The sequence below is a fragment of the Pseudomonas sp. PDM15 genome, assembly GCF_014851565.1.
Taxonomy (GTDB): Bacteria; Pseudomonadota; Gammaproteobacteria; order Pseudomonadales; family Pseudomonadaceae; genus Aquipseudomonas.
Genome location: NZ_JACVAA010000009.1, coordinates 167,276 through 180,750 on the forward strand (window position 1 = coordinate 167,276; position 13,475 = coordinate 180,750).

Sequence of the window (13,475 nt, forward strand, 5' to 3'; positions counted from 1 at the left end):
CAGTTGGCGTTCGCGGCCCTCTGCCTCTTTTCTGCATCGTTATCCGCCGGCCAGGATGATCAACTCATTGAACAGCTTGGCGATCGCCTCTTGGATCGGGGAAGTGCCCCGGCCTATTCGATCCCCGTTGGCGATGGGATGCGACTCCTTGTTACCCAGTCCTTTAAGACCTACCCGGTCAGCGGAGACAGCTGGACTTCGGTGATGGCCTCCCTCAGGCGCTCCCCCCTTGATGTTCACGGCTCGATTGCATATGGGCTGACCCGGGCAGGATGGAATTGGACGTACCAGGTACTGGAGCAGGACAGGTTGTGCACGATCCACGGGTTTGATCTGGTGCTCGATCTCGTTGTGGTCTTGCCGGAGTTGGTCCGGTCTCGCTTGGCTCCTGAGGAGATGGCTCTTTGGAAGGAGTATGCCGATGGCGTGGCGCGGCATGAGCGGATCCACGCTCAGGATGCGCTGGATGTTGGTGTGCGCCTATTGAAGACGCTGGCCGAGATGCCAGGTGCTGCATCCTGCAGCGATCTGCAGGTACAGGTCGAGGGCGTTCATGCGCGCGAGATGGAGTGGTTTCAGGCCAGGGCCAGCGAGGTGGATGCACGGCGAATGGGTTTTCCTGCGCGCTTCCGGTGATCGCGACTGACGCCGGCGCCGTTTGGGCGTAGACTAGGAACATGTATCTGAAATTACATCAATAGGGGGACGACATGTCGATGCTACGAACTGTATTCGCGCTTGTCGCACTTGCGCTTTCTACGCCGGCCTTGGCCTTTGCCGCTGACCTCGATTGGCAGTGGAATGATGCGGGGTCGGCAGGCTTTTATTCGGGCAGTATCAATCTCAATGGCGGCGCGGGCGGGAGCCCGTTTTCACGCTACGATGTTGGCACGACGCCGAACATGACCAATGACACCGTTTCGACCCCGCCTGTGCTTTTGATGGCTGGCGGTGCCGATATCGATTTCCAGATCAGCAATACTGGCGTGGCCATCACCAAAAAGGTGTGTACGGCTCCCGCAGTGCTGGAGGTCTACGCGACGCCTGTCTCGGTGTGCGACAGCGGAACCGCGAATAACCTGCAGGGGTTTTATGTGAGTGCAACCGACACGCCTACAACATTCACCCCGCAACTTTGGGTGCGCGTTGGCGGGGCGGGTTGGAAGCCTGTGGCAGCGAACAATGCCTGTGGGCGGCTTGAGGTCAAGCAGCTCTGCAAGTGAGTTGCCCGCAATGAAGAGCCCGGCAGTGCCGGGCTTTTTTGTGTCTCAACGGTAGGTAGGTGCCCCTCCAGCGTCATCCAGCTGAGTGTCCGGGCTGTCCTCGCGCAGGTCTTCGATCGCCTGGTTGCCGAGCTCGACAAGCCTGTTCTGCAGCAAGCGCGGTTCAACACCATGAAGCTCGCTGGGCTGGAAGCGAACGATCGCATGTCCTTCGAGGCGCAGCTGGTGAATGGCCTGGGCTGTAACGGCCTGAAGATGTTCCTCAATGAAGTCGGCGTCAGCCTCAATCATTTCATGGATCGCCTCCAGGGACGCATCCTCGTGGGCCGAGCACAGCTGAAGCCATTGCGGCAGCTCATCTGAATCGCCGGCCGAGAGATGGCATTGGTAGGCGGCGTAGAGTGTCTCGGTGTCGGGGGTGTCGATCGAATAGTAATTGGCGGTGGCCATCGCCAGTGCGCGGTGTCTGATGGAACCGTCGAAACTACCCTTCAGGTGCTTTAAGTAGCCATCGCTGATTTCTAGCGTGACTCCCTTCTCGCCAGCCCAGTATTTAGTCTCGTCAGCGTGCTCATGCGCCTCGCGATAGTGCTCGAAGTCGCCGACACAGATGGCGAGTCCGGTCTCTTTGGACCGCAAGTAGGCTGAGAAAAACTCAGGCGTCTCGTTGTTGACTTCAATCCCCCAGCCGTGGCCAGGCGTGTGCACGCGCTTGACGCCTTCGATCTCTATCCGCTGCGCCTGCAGCGTTTCTGGAGCTCCTGGTGTGATGCGGGCGCCGTAGTTGATGTTTGGTGGGGTGTCGGTAGGTCGCATGTCGTTCTCCTTACTGAAAATCTCCCTGCAAGTATTCGCACGCAATTACGATGGAATAACAAGCGTCATAATGTAGAATGGTCAAAGGATAACAGCATTTTTCAGAGGTCCTGCCATGAGCATCCGAAAAACCTTCGCCGACTTTCACAATGCTTCGACGCTGATCGACGCGATGCGGTGGGCCAGAGGGGCAGGTCGCGAGATTGCCGAGGGCATTCCCTACTGGAGCGAGCTGGCCGGCCCGATGGGTGTGAATGTGACCCTTATGGCCGAGCCAGGGACTCCTGAGGAAGCCATTGAGGCCGCCGCTCGTGAGGTTGTCCAGAATCGAGATGTCGTCAATCTGGCCGTCATGGATTATTCAGATGAGCCGCATGCGCATTCGATGGTGTTCAACTTCGACGGCGGCCGCGAGTGCCTTGTTGAGGCAAACACCGCCGGAGTGTGTTGGCTCATTGGGGGTGGCCACTGGATGAATTTTGGCGATCGCCCGCGGCTGTTGCAGACTGACTGGGAAGGGGTGGCCATTGAGTGCCCGCAAGGGGCGGTTGCTCGTGCAACCTTCGAGTCTGGCGAGGTCGCCCTGGTTGGAGTCGAGGGAGTGGTGAAGGCGGAGGAGCGTCTATTCTCGCTGGTAATTGAGGTTGACGGCCGTCAGTTGAGGTCGGCACCGGTTACTTTTGAGCACCTCCTGGAGATGGCGCGTGCACCGCAACCTGTCGCCGAGTATCACCTGGACATGGCGCCTGAGGCTTCGATGTGAGGTGAGCTGTGCGGCTCACCGGTCGAGTGCAGCACCTTAATTTGATGCGGGCTGTACGCGATGATCTCTTGCGAGCCATCCTCGTACGTGACGATGAGTCCGTCGAATCCGAGTACCTGCAGAGCGATCTGGATGCTGTCGTCTAGCAATCCGTCAGAATGCATAGATGCGCTGATCAGTGCGTCAGCCTGGTCAGGGAGCACCTGGCGCACAAGGTCTACCGCTGCAGAGTCAAAATCCAGATCGTGATCAAATGTCGCTGCGTAGTGATAGGGCCTGGCCAGGGTTACGGACAGGCTCATGACGATCCCGTCTGGGCCGGCATATTCCTCGGCAGCCTTGCGATCTGCCATGTAGATTCCCGAGCCAAAATGACCGCGTGGTGACGCCTCAAAGGTTTCGAAGCGATGCTTGGTGCCGTGGAAGGCGGCTATTTCGGAGGTGTGCGGGGCTCTCACTTCCTACATCCTGAAGTCGGGGGCAGCGCAGAGCTCGCTGTGATCTCCCGTGGCCACCGGCGCGGTATTTGCTGCTAGCGCAGTGCGTGCCTCTCGCTCCTCGATCATTGCTTCAAGCAGATGGCGCGCCTGGGGGAGCAGGGTTCCGCGCTGGCTTAGGTTGTAACCGCGGCCTTCTTCGTTGACCAGTAGGTACTTGCGGTCACTGTGTACAACACGGTTGTAGCCTTGATCCAGGAGCCCATTCAGCGCTGCCATTGACTGTTCGACATCCATCTTTCCTTGAAGCCGTTCCATTTGCGCTTCAAGTCGATCATTGGCAATTCGCAGCCGCTCTTGCTCATCGCTTATGCCGCCCCAGGCCCTGATTGCTTTCCAGGTGAGTCCCTGTTGAGGAGGTAGGGCGATGCCGGTCACTCTGCAGAACGCACGTTTGGAGGCCTCGTTGAGTCCGTTTGAAATGAACTCTAGTGCCACGGCGTCCCTGGTGAGAATTGCGTTGACGAACTTCTCCCTCATTCGGTCGTTGGCGGGCCGTCCGTACTCTTGCTGGAAGCACTCATCAAGCACTTGGGTGATGGCTGCAGCGGAGATTCCCTTTCTCACAGATGCGGTCCCTCTGTGCTGAGCGCTGTGGAGATGTCGTGCTGCGTGGCGGCGAGTAGTTGGTCGTGGCTGATCTCGGGGCTGAATACCGCCTCTCCGTTCTCGCAGAGGCGCGCTTCGATTCGGATGCCTTGATGGCTGATCAGGAGCGCAGGGGGCGTGATCAGTCCGTACTGGTCGGCCAGTGCGTCGGAGTGCATGCGTATGGATGCGGTTGCTGCGCGTCCGGACAAGAGGTCGCGAAGCGCGGCGATTTCATCCATGCCGTCGGGCGATATATGGAGCAGAACCATTCCAGCGGCAGGTTTGCCGGCCTGATCGAGGACCTCGGTGAGTAGGCTCGCCTGTGTGCGAGGTGATGAACATCCGGTGTGCTTTCGCATCATGTTTCTACATTCAGAATTGCAATAGTCAAACCATAGCAAAAAAGCACATTTTGGCCAAGGTGTGGCCATTTGCCGCTTTAATAATCGTTTGTAAAATCTGTGGTTTGCTTTTCTTTGCAATTACGGCAGAATAAATCCATAGGTTTCTACAGGTAAACAACACAGAAGGGTGGTTACATGACCAAATCGGATATCGTCAATGCTGTTGCTGATCGAGCGGGCCTCTCGAAGGCTGAGGCCGGCCGAGCCTTGGCGGCGGTGCTGGATACCCTCACCGACACGCTGAAGCGTGGCGAAAGCGTATCCCTGGTCGGCTTCGGCACTTTCGCCGTCAAGACGCGCGCGGCCCGTACCGGGCGCAACCCGCAGAGCGGCCAATCGATGGACATCCCGGCCAGCCGTATCCCGAGTTTCAAGCCGGGTAAGGCCTTGAAAGATTCGGTGAACGAGTAATTTGCAAGGTGGGTGCTGTGCTGTGATTAGCCCCTCGGTTGAGGGGCTTTTTTATGGGCGGGGGAATTTGCAGGCTCAGCTTGACCAGCTCCTTACGGAGCCGCGGTCAACGTGGATGAATCCTCTTTTCGCATAAAGGCCGACACCGCCGAGGCCTAGCATCTTCCCCATGTTCGAGAGGAGGATGGGTGATACCCCTGGCATATGGATGTCAGCAGCTCGGCCGTAGAGGTGCATTGAGTTCTTGGCAGCTCCCTCCAGAGTCGCGTTGTGCTGAGCGGTTCGGTAGCCGGAGAGGACGTGGATATCATGTTGTTTGCCGTATGTGGCCAGCCACATTTGCATGATGAACAGTGTGTCCAGTAGGCCGGTATCCATGGCTACTGCCTGCTTGTACTTCACGTCGCGCAGCAGCCAGCACGCCTGTCGGTAGCCTTCCAGGTCCCAGCCGCTATTGCGTCGCCAATAGCAAACCGTCACGCGCTCACCGCTGTCTGGTCGCACCAGGCTCAGATATCGATCACGATCCAGTGCCTTTAGGCGCCAGTCGGCCTCTTGCGATTCGGCGAGGCCTGGGAAGGCCAGGGCAGCGGAAGAGGATAGGGCGAGTTGGATGAAGCTTCTTCTGGTCAGCATCTATCTCCCGTCTTGGAAAGACGCCTCCTTGTTGGTCTCGTTCATTCGCTCGGTGATCAGCCAAAAGGCTTTCTCAAAGGCAGAAACTCGCCTCACCGGTTCTTGATAGATCTCGGCGGAAGTGATGCCCAGGCGTTTTGCAAGGCCGCTGATGAAGGGGCCATCAGAGGTTAGGACGCTGATCCCGTCGATATTCATGGTTCGATAGGTGCTGGCGGCTGCGAACGCTGGTTGGATTACTCCCTTGAATCGCCCAAGGTCTGGGCGTGGCGCTATCCATTCAACGGAGGCCATGCCGAGGCAGTAGAGTGCTTTAGTCAGGGCCTCATAGGTCTCCTGCTGCAGCTGCTCATAGCGTCTCTGTGCTTCGTGCGCGATAGGTTCCGTCCCGAGCGGGTTAAGGTCCGGTGCAGAGGCGCGGCTTGCCGTAGCTTCGTGCTCGCGCAGTAGCTTGAGCTGTTCGCGGTAGGCGAAAACGCTCATGCGAAGTGCTTCTTGATGGTCGAGCTTCTTCTTCATCGGCATGCAGGCTGTTTGATCGTGCAAATTAGTTTAAAGTAGTTCCAATAGAATAACGATAGCTACGATGGCGAGCGATATTCAATGACAACGGGTGGTGACGATCCTTATGGCTTCGAGCTGCGTGCCGCGAGTCCTACGCGGCCGGTTCGTGGCCGTTTGAGTGATGGCCGCCTTTATGTGGATCTCGTACCCACTTCGGCTTGGCTGTCGAACCTGCAGGCGGAGCTGACCGGGCTTGAATGGCGGTCTTGTTCCTCTTTTGTGGCCGCCAGAGCGGCTCATCAATGCGAAGTTTGCGGTTCTCGTAGCGGGCGTCTGGAATGCCACGAGCGCTGGTCATTTGACGAGGTGACTGGCATTCAACGGCTGACCTCGTTGCAGGCGCTATGTACCTGGTGTCACCTGGCGACTCACGTCGGTACTGCGCGCAGCAAGGCCGAATTTCGGTTCGCGGCGTCGCACATGTGCAGGGTGAACGGTTGGGGTGCTGCGCAGTTTCGTGAGCACCTGCAGCATGCCCTCGATGTGAGTCAGCGCAGGAGTGGGCGAGCTTGGATGGTCGACGCGAGGCATCTGCAGGCGCTGCCGATCAACTGGAGTGATAAAACGCGAGAGTTTGTCGAGCGGCACGCCACGCTGCTTCAGCGTGTCGGTACAGGTGATGGGCGGCAGCAGTGCATCAGTTTGCTTTCGGGCTTGGACAGCCGGTTATCTGAAAAGAAGGGGGAATAGTGTTCGTACCAAATCAGTATGCGCCGGCCGAGAGGATCATTTTCCTGGTCATTGGTGTGGCGCTCACATGGTGGGCTCTTGATGGCTTTCTGGACGGTGAGATGTATCTGCCTGGCCGCAAGGAAGGCATATACCTGCGGGACGGCTTGGCGGTGGTTCTGGGTGTCGTCGGCGCGCTCACGGGTGGCGTTGCATGCTTCAGCGCGCTGATTGATCACTACGATCGGCGCGATAACGAGAAGAAATATCGAGAGTTCTTCGTCTTTTGCAAATATGTCGCCATAGCTGCCATCACCTCCGCGGTGGTGCTGCAGCTGCGTGCAGGTTAGGAGTGGGTATACGCAAGCTTCAAATGTCTGACCAGCCGATGTTGCTGGGCGAGGAGGATCTGCTGAGATCCTTGTCGGGTTGGTTCGCTCGCCGGCGGCGATGGGCGAAGAGTGGGATCAGCAGCGACATCGATCGTTTCTGGCGCGCCTGGCCCAGGTTGTTGCGGATGAGTGCGGTGGTGAAGTTGAGCCGTCGAAATATGGGCAGCTGCTGATCAGGCTCAACGAATCATCACCAGAAGGCGGCGGCATTTGGGCGCAAGCGGAGTCGAGGCTGGAACCATCTGCTCTTGATGCCCTGCGGGGTCTCCTGAATGTGCTAGTCCGGGACGGTGACGGTGGGTTCTTCATCAACCGGGAGGCGATCGCCGAGGTCAATCATGCTTCGGCCGTTGCCGGCCAGTGTCCGTTCCTTTTGCAGGGGGAGGTGCCCGATGATGCGGAGATTTCGGAATATCCTCGGCGTGAGTGGCTGTCCTCTGGTGTCGATGAGCCTTATGAGGTGTGGGTCGACGAGCAGCTTTCCAGTCACTTCCACGAGCTCCAGGTTCTGGCTCCCGGCGCTGTTGCGAATATATCCTAATGCATATGCGATAGTGAAACAGCTTGATTGATGGCGTATCGCCGCTAAGATGTTGTCATAGCCCAACAGGAGAGCACTTATGCGATCGCCATCGATGATCCCCAAGAGCGAAAGCCAGAAGCTGAGCGAGCTCTTCGCGAAGCCCAATGCATTTTTGATCCAGGCCTACCCGCTGCAGTCCATGCTCCGGCTGCCGATGGATCTTCGTCTGGAAGTCATGCGGCGTCAGGTCTCCTTCAAAGAGCCGCAGCCTCACCCGCGCCCTGCGCAAGTGAAGGTTTCGGGCATGGTCGTCAGCCCGGAAAAGCTGGTGGCTGAGCGCCGACAGGCAGAGCGTATCCAGCGCGAACTGAATGACCTCAACCCTCTGAAGATGGGGCTCGACGCTGCGGAGGAATACCTCCAGGAAACGGTAGCCGAGGAGATCCGCGAGGCGCTGCATCTCTCTGATGCGGTATCTGCCGAGGGGGCGGTGGTGGCGCTGTTCGAGGACGTTGCGGAGCGTACCCTGGTGTGCGCCGGCGAAGCCGTCGTTGACCTGGCCACTGAGGTCGAGTACCAACTCGGGCGGCTCTAACAATGTACCGATCAGAAGTGCGCCTCACCGGGCGCGATGTCTTCTTGTTGCTCTGCGCTGCTGACGCGATCACGTCGGTGTCTGTGCGAGGTCAGGTTTATGACCAGACCTCGCCAGATCTGGGTATCCGTGCAAACCTCCTGCTGGATTATCAATCCCCAGTGTTCGCTGGTTGCCCGCACGGCACCGTTGTCGCGGCATCGTGCCTGTTTGATGGGCTGACTGATGAGGTGTACCAGGAGGTCATCGCCCGTGCTTTGGCCCAGGTTCATCCTCAGATAGCAGCAGGGACATCGGCGCGCGAGGCCTTGTCGATGGCTGAAAGCCAGGCCTTCGATGAGTTGATCTTCAGGCCAGAGGCAAGAACCCTCACGATCGATGAGCACCTGATGGCGGTGGCAGCAAACCATGGGCTGCTGCCGCGAGTGAGCGCTCGGGTGCACGAGTTGCCATCGATCGATAGCCAGGGAGTGCTTCGCACCCCGCGCCGTTCTGCAGGACTCATCAATACTTCGGTGATCCGCTCGGCGATTGCGCTGGACTGTCGCGGGTCGCCCTTCACTGAAGCTGCTCTCGCCTCGCTGATCGGTGTGCTGCCCCAAGCCCAGGTTGTGGAGTTTCCGGCGCCTGAGATGCGCTAACGTTGCGTTGAACTATTTCGAAGCGCCCCCAGCGTTTGCGCGTTATGCGCGAAGACCGGTTTAGGTCCTGGATATACAGCATCAAGCTGTGGATTCATGCGTGCAGGGGGAGGTGATCGCTCTGCTGATAAGGATCCACCATGTCGGTATTCAGGTTCCCATCTGGGGCCACCCTGGCCCAGGTCAAGAAGGATGCGAAGAGGATCGCAAGAGCGGAAGGCGCGCCCTTGCATCGTGCGCTCGATGTCGCCTCACTACGTCACGGCATACGTCGCTATACAGGCCCGTGGACGGATGTTCCGGATGAGATCCGTGGTCGGCATGAGCCATTCTTTCGGCTGCCTCTACCTACGGCCTCTGGATTGGTCGGTGTACAGCTGTCTGCCGCCAGGCGTCACGCCTACTTTCTGGGCGCTGATATCGCGTCCAAGCGATCGGTGATTCTTCAGGTTCTGCGTTTGGCCCTATCGCTGGGCCTGCGGCGGGCTGTTTGGTGTTTGGGTGCCGATGGTTGGGATGATGGTCTTGAGGAGTTATGGCTAGCGGTGTCCAGCGAGTTTCCTGGGAAGCTGCAGCGCTGTTCACCAACAGACGCTGCTGGTCTCCGGCTTGGTGCTGGCACGGTGGTGGTCATTGATGGGGCGCATCCTGACGCCGTTCACCTGGTGATCCCGCCGCGGGTAGCGGTGATTGCCCTTCTGCCTGAGGAGCATGCTCCTGATGATGATCGCCTCGCGTTCACGCTGGGCCAATGGCCAGGAGAGCCTGATCGATCTCTGCGCTTCCTTTTGTCGGAGGCTGACGGCCGTGTGCAATGCGTCGATTTCGAGCGTTGGCAGGGCTGGCTGGATCAGGCGGTTGAGCATTGCATTCTGAGAGGCGGATGCGGCCTGGAAGATGTCGCGCAACGGTGGGGTGGGCAAGCCGCCCTCGGCTTTTCGCCGGCGCCGGCGCCGCTGGTAGACAGTGACCGGTGGCCCGAATATGCGGCCTGGTTGGCGAGGGTGGGGGCCGTTGGCCATGATGATCTGCTCTCGCCGGAGTCCCTCTCCGCGCAGAAGCAGTTCCTCTCCTGTGGATCCGGCGCGTAGCCCGCGCCCCGCGCCGGGCCAGATTCAGAATTGAGGGCCGTTCAGGCCCATCTCTCCACTGTCGACCTTGCCGTTGTAGCGGCCAGCACTGCGCTGTGAACCATGCTCATAGTCATGAGCTTCGCTCAGCTCCATGCCGGTTACGGGGTCGATCACCGTGATGTTGAAGTCATCCAGCACCTTGATTGGCAGGTTGTCATGGAACACGTCTAGGGCTGCCCCGCTTTGGATGCCCTGCGAGAGGCCCGAATCTACGCTCACCGAGTAGATCCCAGCGACATCGTGATCGAGTTGATGCAGCGCGCCCTGGGGCAGCTCGGTGGTAACGACGACATGAAACTCTACAAAATCGGCATTATTTTGCATGGGAAAGCCTCGTTTTCCATTGTTTTGCATAACTAAGCACCGTTATGCGCGGGTTGGCGCTGCCGAGATCGGCTGGCGTGGATATGGGAGAGCCTTCCTATGGCGATTGCCGTGCATGCGACCTGCAGGGCGAGAATTGGTAGGTTGTCGTCCCGGACAAGGAGGGGGATGTACAGGAGGTTCCCTGCCAGAGCGGTCCAGAGGTAAGTTTCCAGGGCTCGTGCAGAGTTGAGGTTTCGAACCAGGCCCCAATAACCGGTCATGAACAGCATCATGGCGACGATCCCACCTAGCGCCGGCATCGAAAGATTTCGATGGATGATCCAGTCAGCCAGTAGCAGTGCGATCGCCGCTGCGCTGTAGGCGTACAGCGCGATGTTCAGTGGGGAGGGGGAGATCCCCCGACGCCAAGCTGCCACCAGGCCAGAAAATGCAACCAATATCCAGAAGCCGTTGATTGCCAGCGCCGCGGCTGTGCCGCTCTGGTATGCGGGAAAGCAGAGCGCTGTGGCGCCCACCAGGTTGACCATCAGGAACCAGCGCGGACGCCTCTCTGTAAGGCCGAGGCAGGCTCCAAGGAATGCTGCAGCAATGAGAGTTGACCCCAGGTAGGCAATCAGCTCATACAGCAACTCTGGCTTGATCACCGACGCATCTCCTGAAGGCTCGAATCGACCGCCGGCACGGCCGGTGCGTCACTGCTTAGAACGCAATATCGCGGATCAATCTGGTACTTGGAGATCCACTCGACCGGCAGGCTTCTGGTGTGCAGGGTGCTCAGTAAGCGGTTTGGGTTCGATTCCTCGTGAGCGAGAAGATTGAGAGCAACGGCCGGTGCCTGCAGCTCGTCGACGCCGTAGTGCTTCACCAGGTGGGTCCTTACCGCCTGCAGTGGGGCGAGCTCGGCCTTACTCAACCCCTTCAAGAGTCCGCCTTCGGCGGCGGCGCGAATCTTCTGGAGTGCGCTTTCGTCGTACGCAGGGTACGGGGAGATCACCTTTTGCAGCCCCAGGGTGAGAAGCCTTGGCAATACATCCCGCCAGCCTCGTTCGAGTTTGTCATTCCACTCTTGGGCCCTGCGGGAAATCTCGTCATGCCTGGAGTGAGCCCGGAAGCAAACTGCCGTCTTGAGCAGGGTAGAGACCGCGTATGCCGCCATGACCATGGTGATGCCCGTGACGGTGTGGGCTTCAGACGGTGCGAGATCCAGCAGGCCCTCGCAGTTGGCAACCATCGCCCGACCAAGGTCGGTGCTCAGAACGTAAGCGAGGCCGCTGGATGCGATAGAGGTCGTCACGCAGAGCTTGCGCAGGGTTGTCGCCTGGCTGAGCAACGTCGGAAACCCCACCCATTTGCTCATTACGGTGGCCAGGGCGTCGCTCTGCTTTGGGCCCAGCTTGTCAAGGAAGAAGCGCATGGGGGGGAGTTGTGCAAACTGGTGCCATCGGGCTCGCTCCTCGGCGGTATAGAGCCTCACCAGCTTGCTGTCTGTCAGTTCATGGGCAGCCTTCGAAACGGCTCGCGTGGAGGCCTTCAGCGCCTCGGCCGGACCGGCAACGGTCGCTTGAAACGCAACGAGGCCTAGCTCGGCGTCGATGGTGTTGAGTCCTTCCTCGATCTGGTGTGCCAGGTCGGAGCAATCGACGAGTCCGTTCTTCTTACGCATGAAGGACTCCAGAAATACGGCTGCTGATCGCCGGGAGTGTTTGTTGGGCGAGTTCGAGATGTCTCCCTAGGATGACTGCGGACTTCTGAGTGGTTGCTGTGTCGCCGCTGCCCAGGCTCTCGATCAGCAGTCGTCCGTTGAGCGCGATGCGCTCAACCAGGCGCGACACAGCCGTTGAAAGGCGATCCTTCTGCCCCGGGTCGAGCCTGGATGACCTGCTGATAAGGCCGAGCAATTCGGCGCCCTCCGAGAGGGTGCGCTCAGCCTGCGAGAAGAGTGGTTCAAACGATTCCATGGGTATATCCCTTCAAGGAGCTTCGTAATAGCCATCGAAACTATTCCTTACTAATTCCGATAGTAAAACAAGATAGCTGCAATCCATTGCAGGATAGTGCCGATGACAGGCAATGACAACGGCTGTGCCTAATGTTATTCTTTCGAGTGTGCAATACTCACAGGCGCAAGCGCGCAGAAACCACCCTTGTCAGCCTCGACGCAGGAGTTTGTCAGTGATGAAGAAAATTCTCGGGCTCGTTGTTCTTTCGCTTTTCGCGATCGGCGCTTCGGCCGCGGATCTGATGGCGTCCTCGACGGCGCCAACCGTCACCCAGAGCATCGTTGTAGAAGGTGCCGCCTGCCCGGGTGTTGGGGCAACGGGGTTCTCTTCGACGGGTCTGCTACTTTCTTGCCAATCCGGTCTCTGGGCAAAGAGTGCCGGCCTACCTGACATTACTGTGGCTAGCTGTATGTGTACCACAAGCAATTGCTATTGCGCACCAATATGTCCGGCAGGATATACCCTCGTAAGTGCTGTGTTCTCCGGCATAAATTCAAATAGCCATCTTCGTAACAGGATGCACACGGGTCTTTGTAGCAAGTGACCGTCCGCATCTTAATCAATTAATAAAGGGCCTTGCGGCCCTTTTTCATTCAACACACTGAACAGTAACGCTTGTGTTGTCTGGCGTTTTATATGGCTCCGAATAGTTGAAGCCAAGTCCGATCTCATTGACCAACCCAAATGCATATCCGAGCCCATAAGCCTGATTTAGACCTAAGCAAAATCTACTTCCGCAGGTTGAGGAGTAGCGAACATAGTCATAGTTGGCCATAGCTATATCAGCGCCAAACTGAGTGCACCAATCTCTGATTACTTGCGCGGTTGTATCGAAGCGGCGTGCATTAGATGTTTTCTTCATGCGACCGGATTGGCAAGCTAGTTAGAAGCAACTCACTCCACATCGCGTATTCGCTGTATCCGCATGGGTTTGCAGAAGCCATTGGTTGCCTGAGAGGTAGATATAACAAGAGAACCCGGTATTCACACCGCCCGTGTCATCAAATTCAGTCGTCCGGGTTGAGTTGTAGGCATAGGCAAGCGCGCAGAACTTATATTGGCCAGGGCTGCCAATATTGGACACACGAGTTGCGCCAGACCTATCCCCAGCAACAGTTATATCCAAAATGCGAGAGACCGCACCTACATCCGATTCCCACACCCCGGATTGGCAAAACAGCAGCTACGGCGCGGCCTCCAAGCAATTTCTCCTGATACTTTATTGAAAAAATTGTCTCAGCACGCGGCCGCGAGCGGATCCACCATCACCACGCGCCTCTCATCGATCAT

General features: G+C 58.1%; 20 protein-coding genes. 10 read left to right on the plus strand and 10 right to left on the minus strand.

The window, feature by feature from the left end:
• Window positions 1–3 precede the first annotated feature (3 nt).
• A complete protein-coding gene (locus IB232_RS22285; protein ID WP_192400742.1) occupies window positions 4–636 on the plus strand; it encodes a DUF922 domain-containing protein in 633 nt (210 codons plus the stop codon).
• Window positions 637–710: 74 nt separating this feature from the next.
• Window positions 711–1,223, plus strand: a complete 513-nt coding sequence (locus IB232_RS22290) for a hypothetical protein (RefSeq protein ID WP_192400743.1) — start codon at window positions 711–713, stop codon at window positions 1,221–1,223.
• 45 nt (window positions 1,224–1,268) lie between these two features.
• Here IB232_RS22290 and IB232_RS22295 read toward each other — a convergent pair whose 3' ends face one another.
• On the minus strand, window positions 1,269–2,039 hold the full coding sequence (locus IB232_RS22295; protein WP_192400744.1) for a hypothetical protein: 771 nt from the start codon (window positions 2,037–2,039) through the stop codon (window positions 1,269–1,271).
• 115 nt (window positions 2,040–2,154) lie between these two features.
• Between IB232_RS22295 and IB232_RS22300 the strand changes: the two genes are divergently transcribed.
• Entirely contained in the window at window positions 2,155–2,802 is a 648-nt protein-coding gene (locus tag IB232_RS22300; RefSeq protein WP_192400745.1) for a hypothetical protein, read from the plus strand.
• Here the strand turns inward: IB232_RS22300 and IB232_RS22305 are convergent.
• Genes IB232_RS22305 through IB232_RS22315 form a run of 3 tightly spaced genes read right to left on the minus strand, consistent with a single transcriptional unit; the run spans window position 2,769 to window position 4,252 of the window.
• Window positions 2,769–3,260 (minus strand): hypothetical protein, encoded by a 492-nt coding sequence (locus IB232_RS22305; RefSeq protein ID WP_192400746.1) that lies wholly within the window; start codon window positions 3,258–3,260, stop codon window positions 2,769–2,771. The genes IB232_RS22300 and IB232_RS22305 overlap by 34 nt on opposite strands.
• Before the next feature lie 3 nt (window positions 3,261–3,263).
• Window positions 3,264–3,866, minus strand: a complete 603-nt coding sequence (locus IB232_RS22310) for a hypothetical protein (protein WP_192400747.1) — start codon at window positions 3,864–3,866, stop codon at window positions 3,264–3,266.
• Complete coding sequence (locus IB232_RS22315; protein ID WP_192400748.1) at window positions 3,863–4,252, minus strand: hypothetical protein; 390 nt, start codon at window positions 4,250–4,252, stop codon at window positions 3,863–3,865. Before IB232_RS22315 ends, IB232_RS22310 begins: the two co-directional genes overlap by 4 nt.
• Before the next feature lie 177 nt (window positions 4,253–4,429).
• Between IB232_RS22315 and IB232_RS22320 the strand changes: the two genes are divergently transcribed.
• A complete protein-coding gene (locus tag IB232_RS22320; RefSeq protein ID WP_192400749.1) occupies window positions 4,430–4,705 on the plus strand; it encodes an HU family DNA-binding protein in 276 nt (91 codons plus the stop codon).
• 75 nt (window positions 4,706–4,780) lie between these two features.
• Here IB232_RS22320 and IB232_RS22325 read toward each other — a convergent pair whose 3' ends face one another.
• Window positions 4,781–5,341 (minus strand): YcbK family protein, encoded by a 561-nt coding sequence (locus IB232_RS22325; protein ID WP_192400750.1) that lies wholly within the window; start codon window positions 5,339–5,341, stop codon window positions 4,781–4,783.
• Window positions 5,342–5,866, minus strand: coding sequence for a hypothetical protein (locus tag IB232_RS22330; protein ID WP_192400751.1), 525 nt, complete (start codon window positions 5,864–5,866; stop codon window positions 5,342–5,344).
• A gap of 78 nt (window positions 5,867–5,944) precedes the next feature.
• On the opposite strand from IB232_RS22330, the gene IB232_RS22335 reads away from it, so the two are divergent.
• From IB232_RS22335 to IB232_RS22360, 6 genes are all read left to right on the plus strand, one after another.
• On the plus strand, window positions 5,945–6,595 hold the full coding sequence (locus IB232_RS22335; protein ID WP_192400752.1) for a hypothetical protein: 651 nt from the start codon (window positions 5,945–5,947) through the stop codon (window positions 6,593–6,595).
• Window positions 6,595–6,924, plus strand: a complete 330-nt coding sequence (locus tag IB232_RS22340; RefSeq protein ID WP_034023975.1) for a hypothetical protein — start codon at window positions 6,595–6,597, stop codon at window positions 6,922–6,924. Before IB232_RS22335 ends, IB232_RS22340 begins: the two co-directional genes overlap by 1 nt.
• 100 nt (window positions 6,925–7,024) lie before the next feature.
• Window positions 7,025–7,507 (plus strand): hypothetical protein, encoded by a 483-nt coding sequence (locus tag IB232_RS22345; protein WP_192400753.1) that lies wholly within the window; start codon window positions 7,025–7,027, stop codon window positions 7,505–7,507.
• Window positions 7,508–7,586: 79 nt separating this feature from the next.
• Window positions 7,587–8,084, plus strand: a complete 498-nt coding sequence (locus IB232_RS22350) for a hypothetical protein (protein WP_192400754.1) — start codon at window positions 7,587–7,589, stop codon at window positions 8,082–8,084.
• Window positions 8,085–8,086: 2 nt separating this feature from the next.
• Window positions 8,087–8,725, plus strand: coding sequence for a hypothetical protein (locus tag IB232_RS22355; protein WP_192400755.1), 639 nt, complete (start codon window positions 8,087–8,089; stop codon window positions 8,723–8,725).
• A gap of 140 nt (window positions 8,726–8,865) precedes the next feature.
• The gene (locus tag IB232_RS22360) at window positions 8,866–9,816 is read left to right on the plus strand and encodes a hypothetical protein (protein WP_192400756.1); all 951 of its coding nucleotides are present in this window, start codon (window positions 8,866–8,868) and stop codon (window positions 9,814–9,816) included.
• Between the two features lie 24 nt (window positions 9,817–9,840).
• Here the strand turns inward: IB232_RS22360 and IB232_RS22365 are convergent, their stop codons facing one another.
• The 4 genes from IB232_RS22365 to IB232_RS22380 are packed head-to-tail and all read right to left on the minus strand — an operon-like array spanning window position 9,841 to window position 12,143.
• On the minus strand, window positions 9,841–10,182 hold the full coding sequence (locus IB232_RS22365) for a hypothetical protein (RefSeq protein WP_192400757.1): 342 nt from the start codon (window positions 10,180–10,182) through the stop codon (window positions 9,841–9,843).
• Window positions 10,183–10,214: 32 nt separating this feature from the next.
• Window positions 10,215–10,829, minus strand: a complete 615-nt coding sequence (locus IB232_RS22370; protein WP_192400758.1) for a CBU_0592 family membrane protein — start codon at window positions 10,827–10,829, stop codon at window positions 10,215–10,217.
• Entirely contained in the window at window positions 10,826–11,848 is a 1,023-nt protein-coding gene (locus IB232_RS22375; protein ID WP_192400759.1) for a hypothetical protein, read from the minus strand. The genes IB232_RS22370 and IB232_RS22375 overlap by 4 nt, the downstream gene beginning before the upstream one ends.
• The gene (locus tag IB232_RS22380; RefSeq protein ID WP_192400760.1) at window positions 11,841–12,143 is read right to left on the minus strand and encodes a hypothetical protein; all 303 of its coding nucleotides are present in this window, start codon (window positions 12,141–12,143) and stop codon (window positions 11,841–11,843) included. Before IB232_RS22380 ends, IB232_RS22375 begins: the two co-directional genes overlap by 8 nt.
• Window positions 12,144–13,475 lie beyond the last annotated feature (1,332 nt).

Excerpts from the sequence above, each read along its gene's own strand:
- IB232_RS22330 (WP_192400751.1), bottom strand. The coding sequence starts at position 5,866 with ATGCCGATGAAGAAGAAGCTCGACCATCAAGAAGCACTTCGCATGAGC.
- IB232_RS22375 (WP_192400759.1), bottom strand. The coding sequence starts at position 11,848 with ATGCGTAAGAAGAACGGACTCGTCGATTGCTCCGACCTGGCACACCAG.
- IB232_RS22295 (WP_192400744.1), bottom strand. The coding sequence starts at position 2,039 with ATGCGACCTACCGACACCCCACCAAACATCAACTACGGCGCCCGCATC.
- IB232_RS22345 (WP_192400753.1), top strand. The coding sequence starts at position 7,025 with ATGGGCGAAGAGTGGGATCAGCAGCGACATCGATCGTTTCTGGCGCGC.
- IB232_RS22355 (WP_192400755.1), top strand. The coding sequence starts at position 8,087 with ATGTACCGATCAGAAGTGCGCCTCACCGGGCGCGATGTCTTCTTGTTG.
- IB232_RS22380 (WP_192400760.1), bottom strand. The coding sequence starts at position 12,143 with ATGGAATCGTTTGAACCACTCTTCTCGCAGGCTGAGCGCACCCTCTCG.
- IB232_RS22300 (WP_192400745.1), top strand. The coding sequence starts at position 2,155 with ATGAGCATCCGAAAAACCTTCGCCGACTTTCACAATGCTTCGACGCTG.
- IB232_RS22365 (WP_192400757.1), bottom strand. The coding sequence starts at position 10,182 with ATGCAAAATAATGCCGATTTTGTAGAGTTTCATGTCGTCGTTACCACC.
- IB232_RS22350 (WP_192400754.1), top strand. The coding sequence starts at position 7,587 with ATGCGATCGCCATCGATGATCCCCAAGAGCGAAAGCCAGAAGCTGAGC.
- IB232_RS22325 (WP_192400750.1), bottom strand. The coding sequence starts at position 5,341 with ATGCTGACCAGAAGAAGCTTCATCCAACTCGCCCTATCCTCTTCCGCT.
- IB232_RS22360 (WP_192400756.1), top strand. The coding sequence starts at position 8,866 with ATGTCGGTATTCAGGTTCCCATCTGGGGCCACCCTGGCCCAGGTCAAG.
- IB232_RS22290 (WP_192400743.1), top strand. The coding sequence starts at position 711 with ATGTCGATGCTACGAACTGTATTCGCGCTTGTCGCACTTGCGCTTTCT.
- IB232_RS22335 (WP_192400752.1), top strand. The coding sequence starts at position 5,945 with ATGACAACGGGTGGTGACGATCCTTATGGCTTCGAGCTGCGTGCCGCG.
- IB232_RS22320 (WP_192400749.1), top strand. The coding sequence starts at position 4,430 with ATGACCAAATCGGATATCGTCAATGCTGTTGCTGATCGAGCGGGCCTC.
- IB232_RS22315 (WP_192400748.1), bottom strand. The coding sequence starts at position 4,252 with ATGATGCGAAAGCACACCGGATGTTCATCACCTCGCACACAGGCGAGC.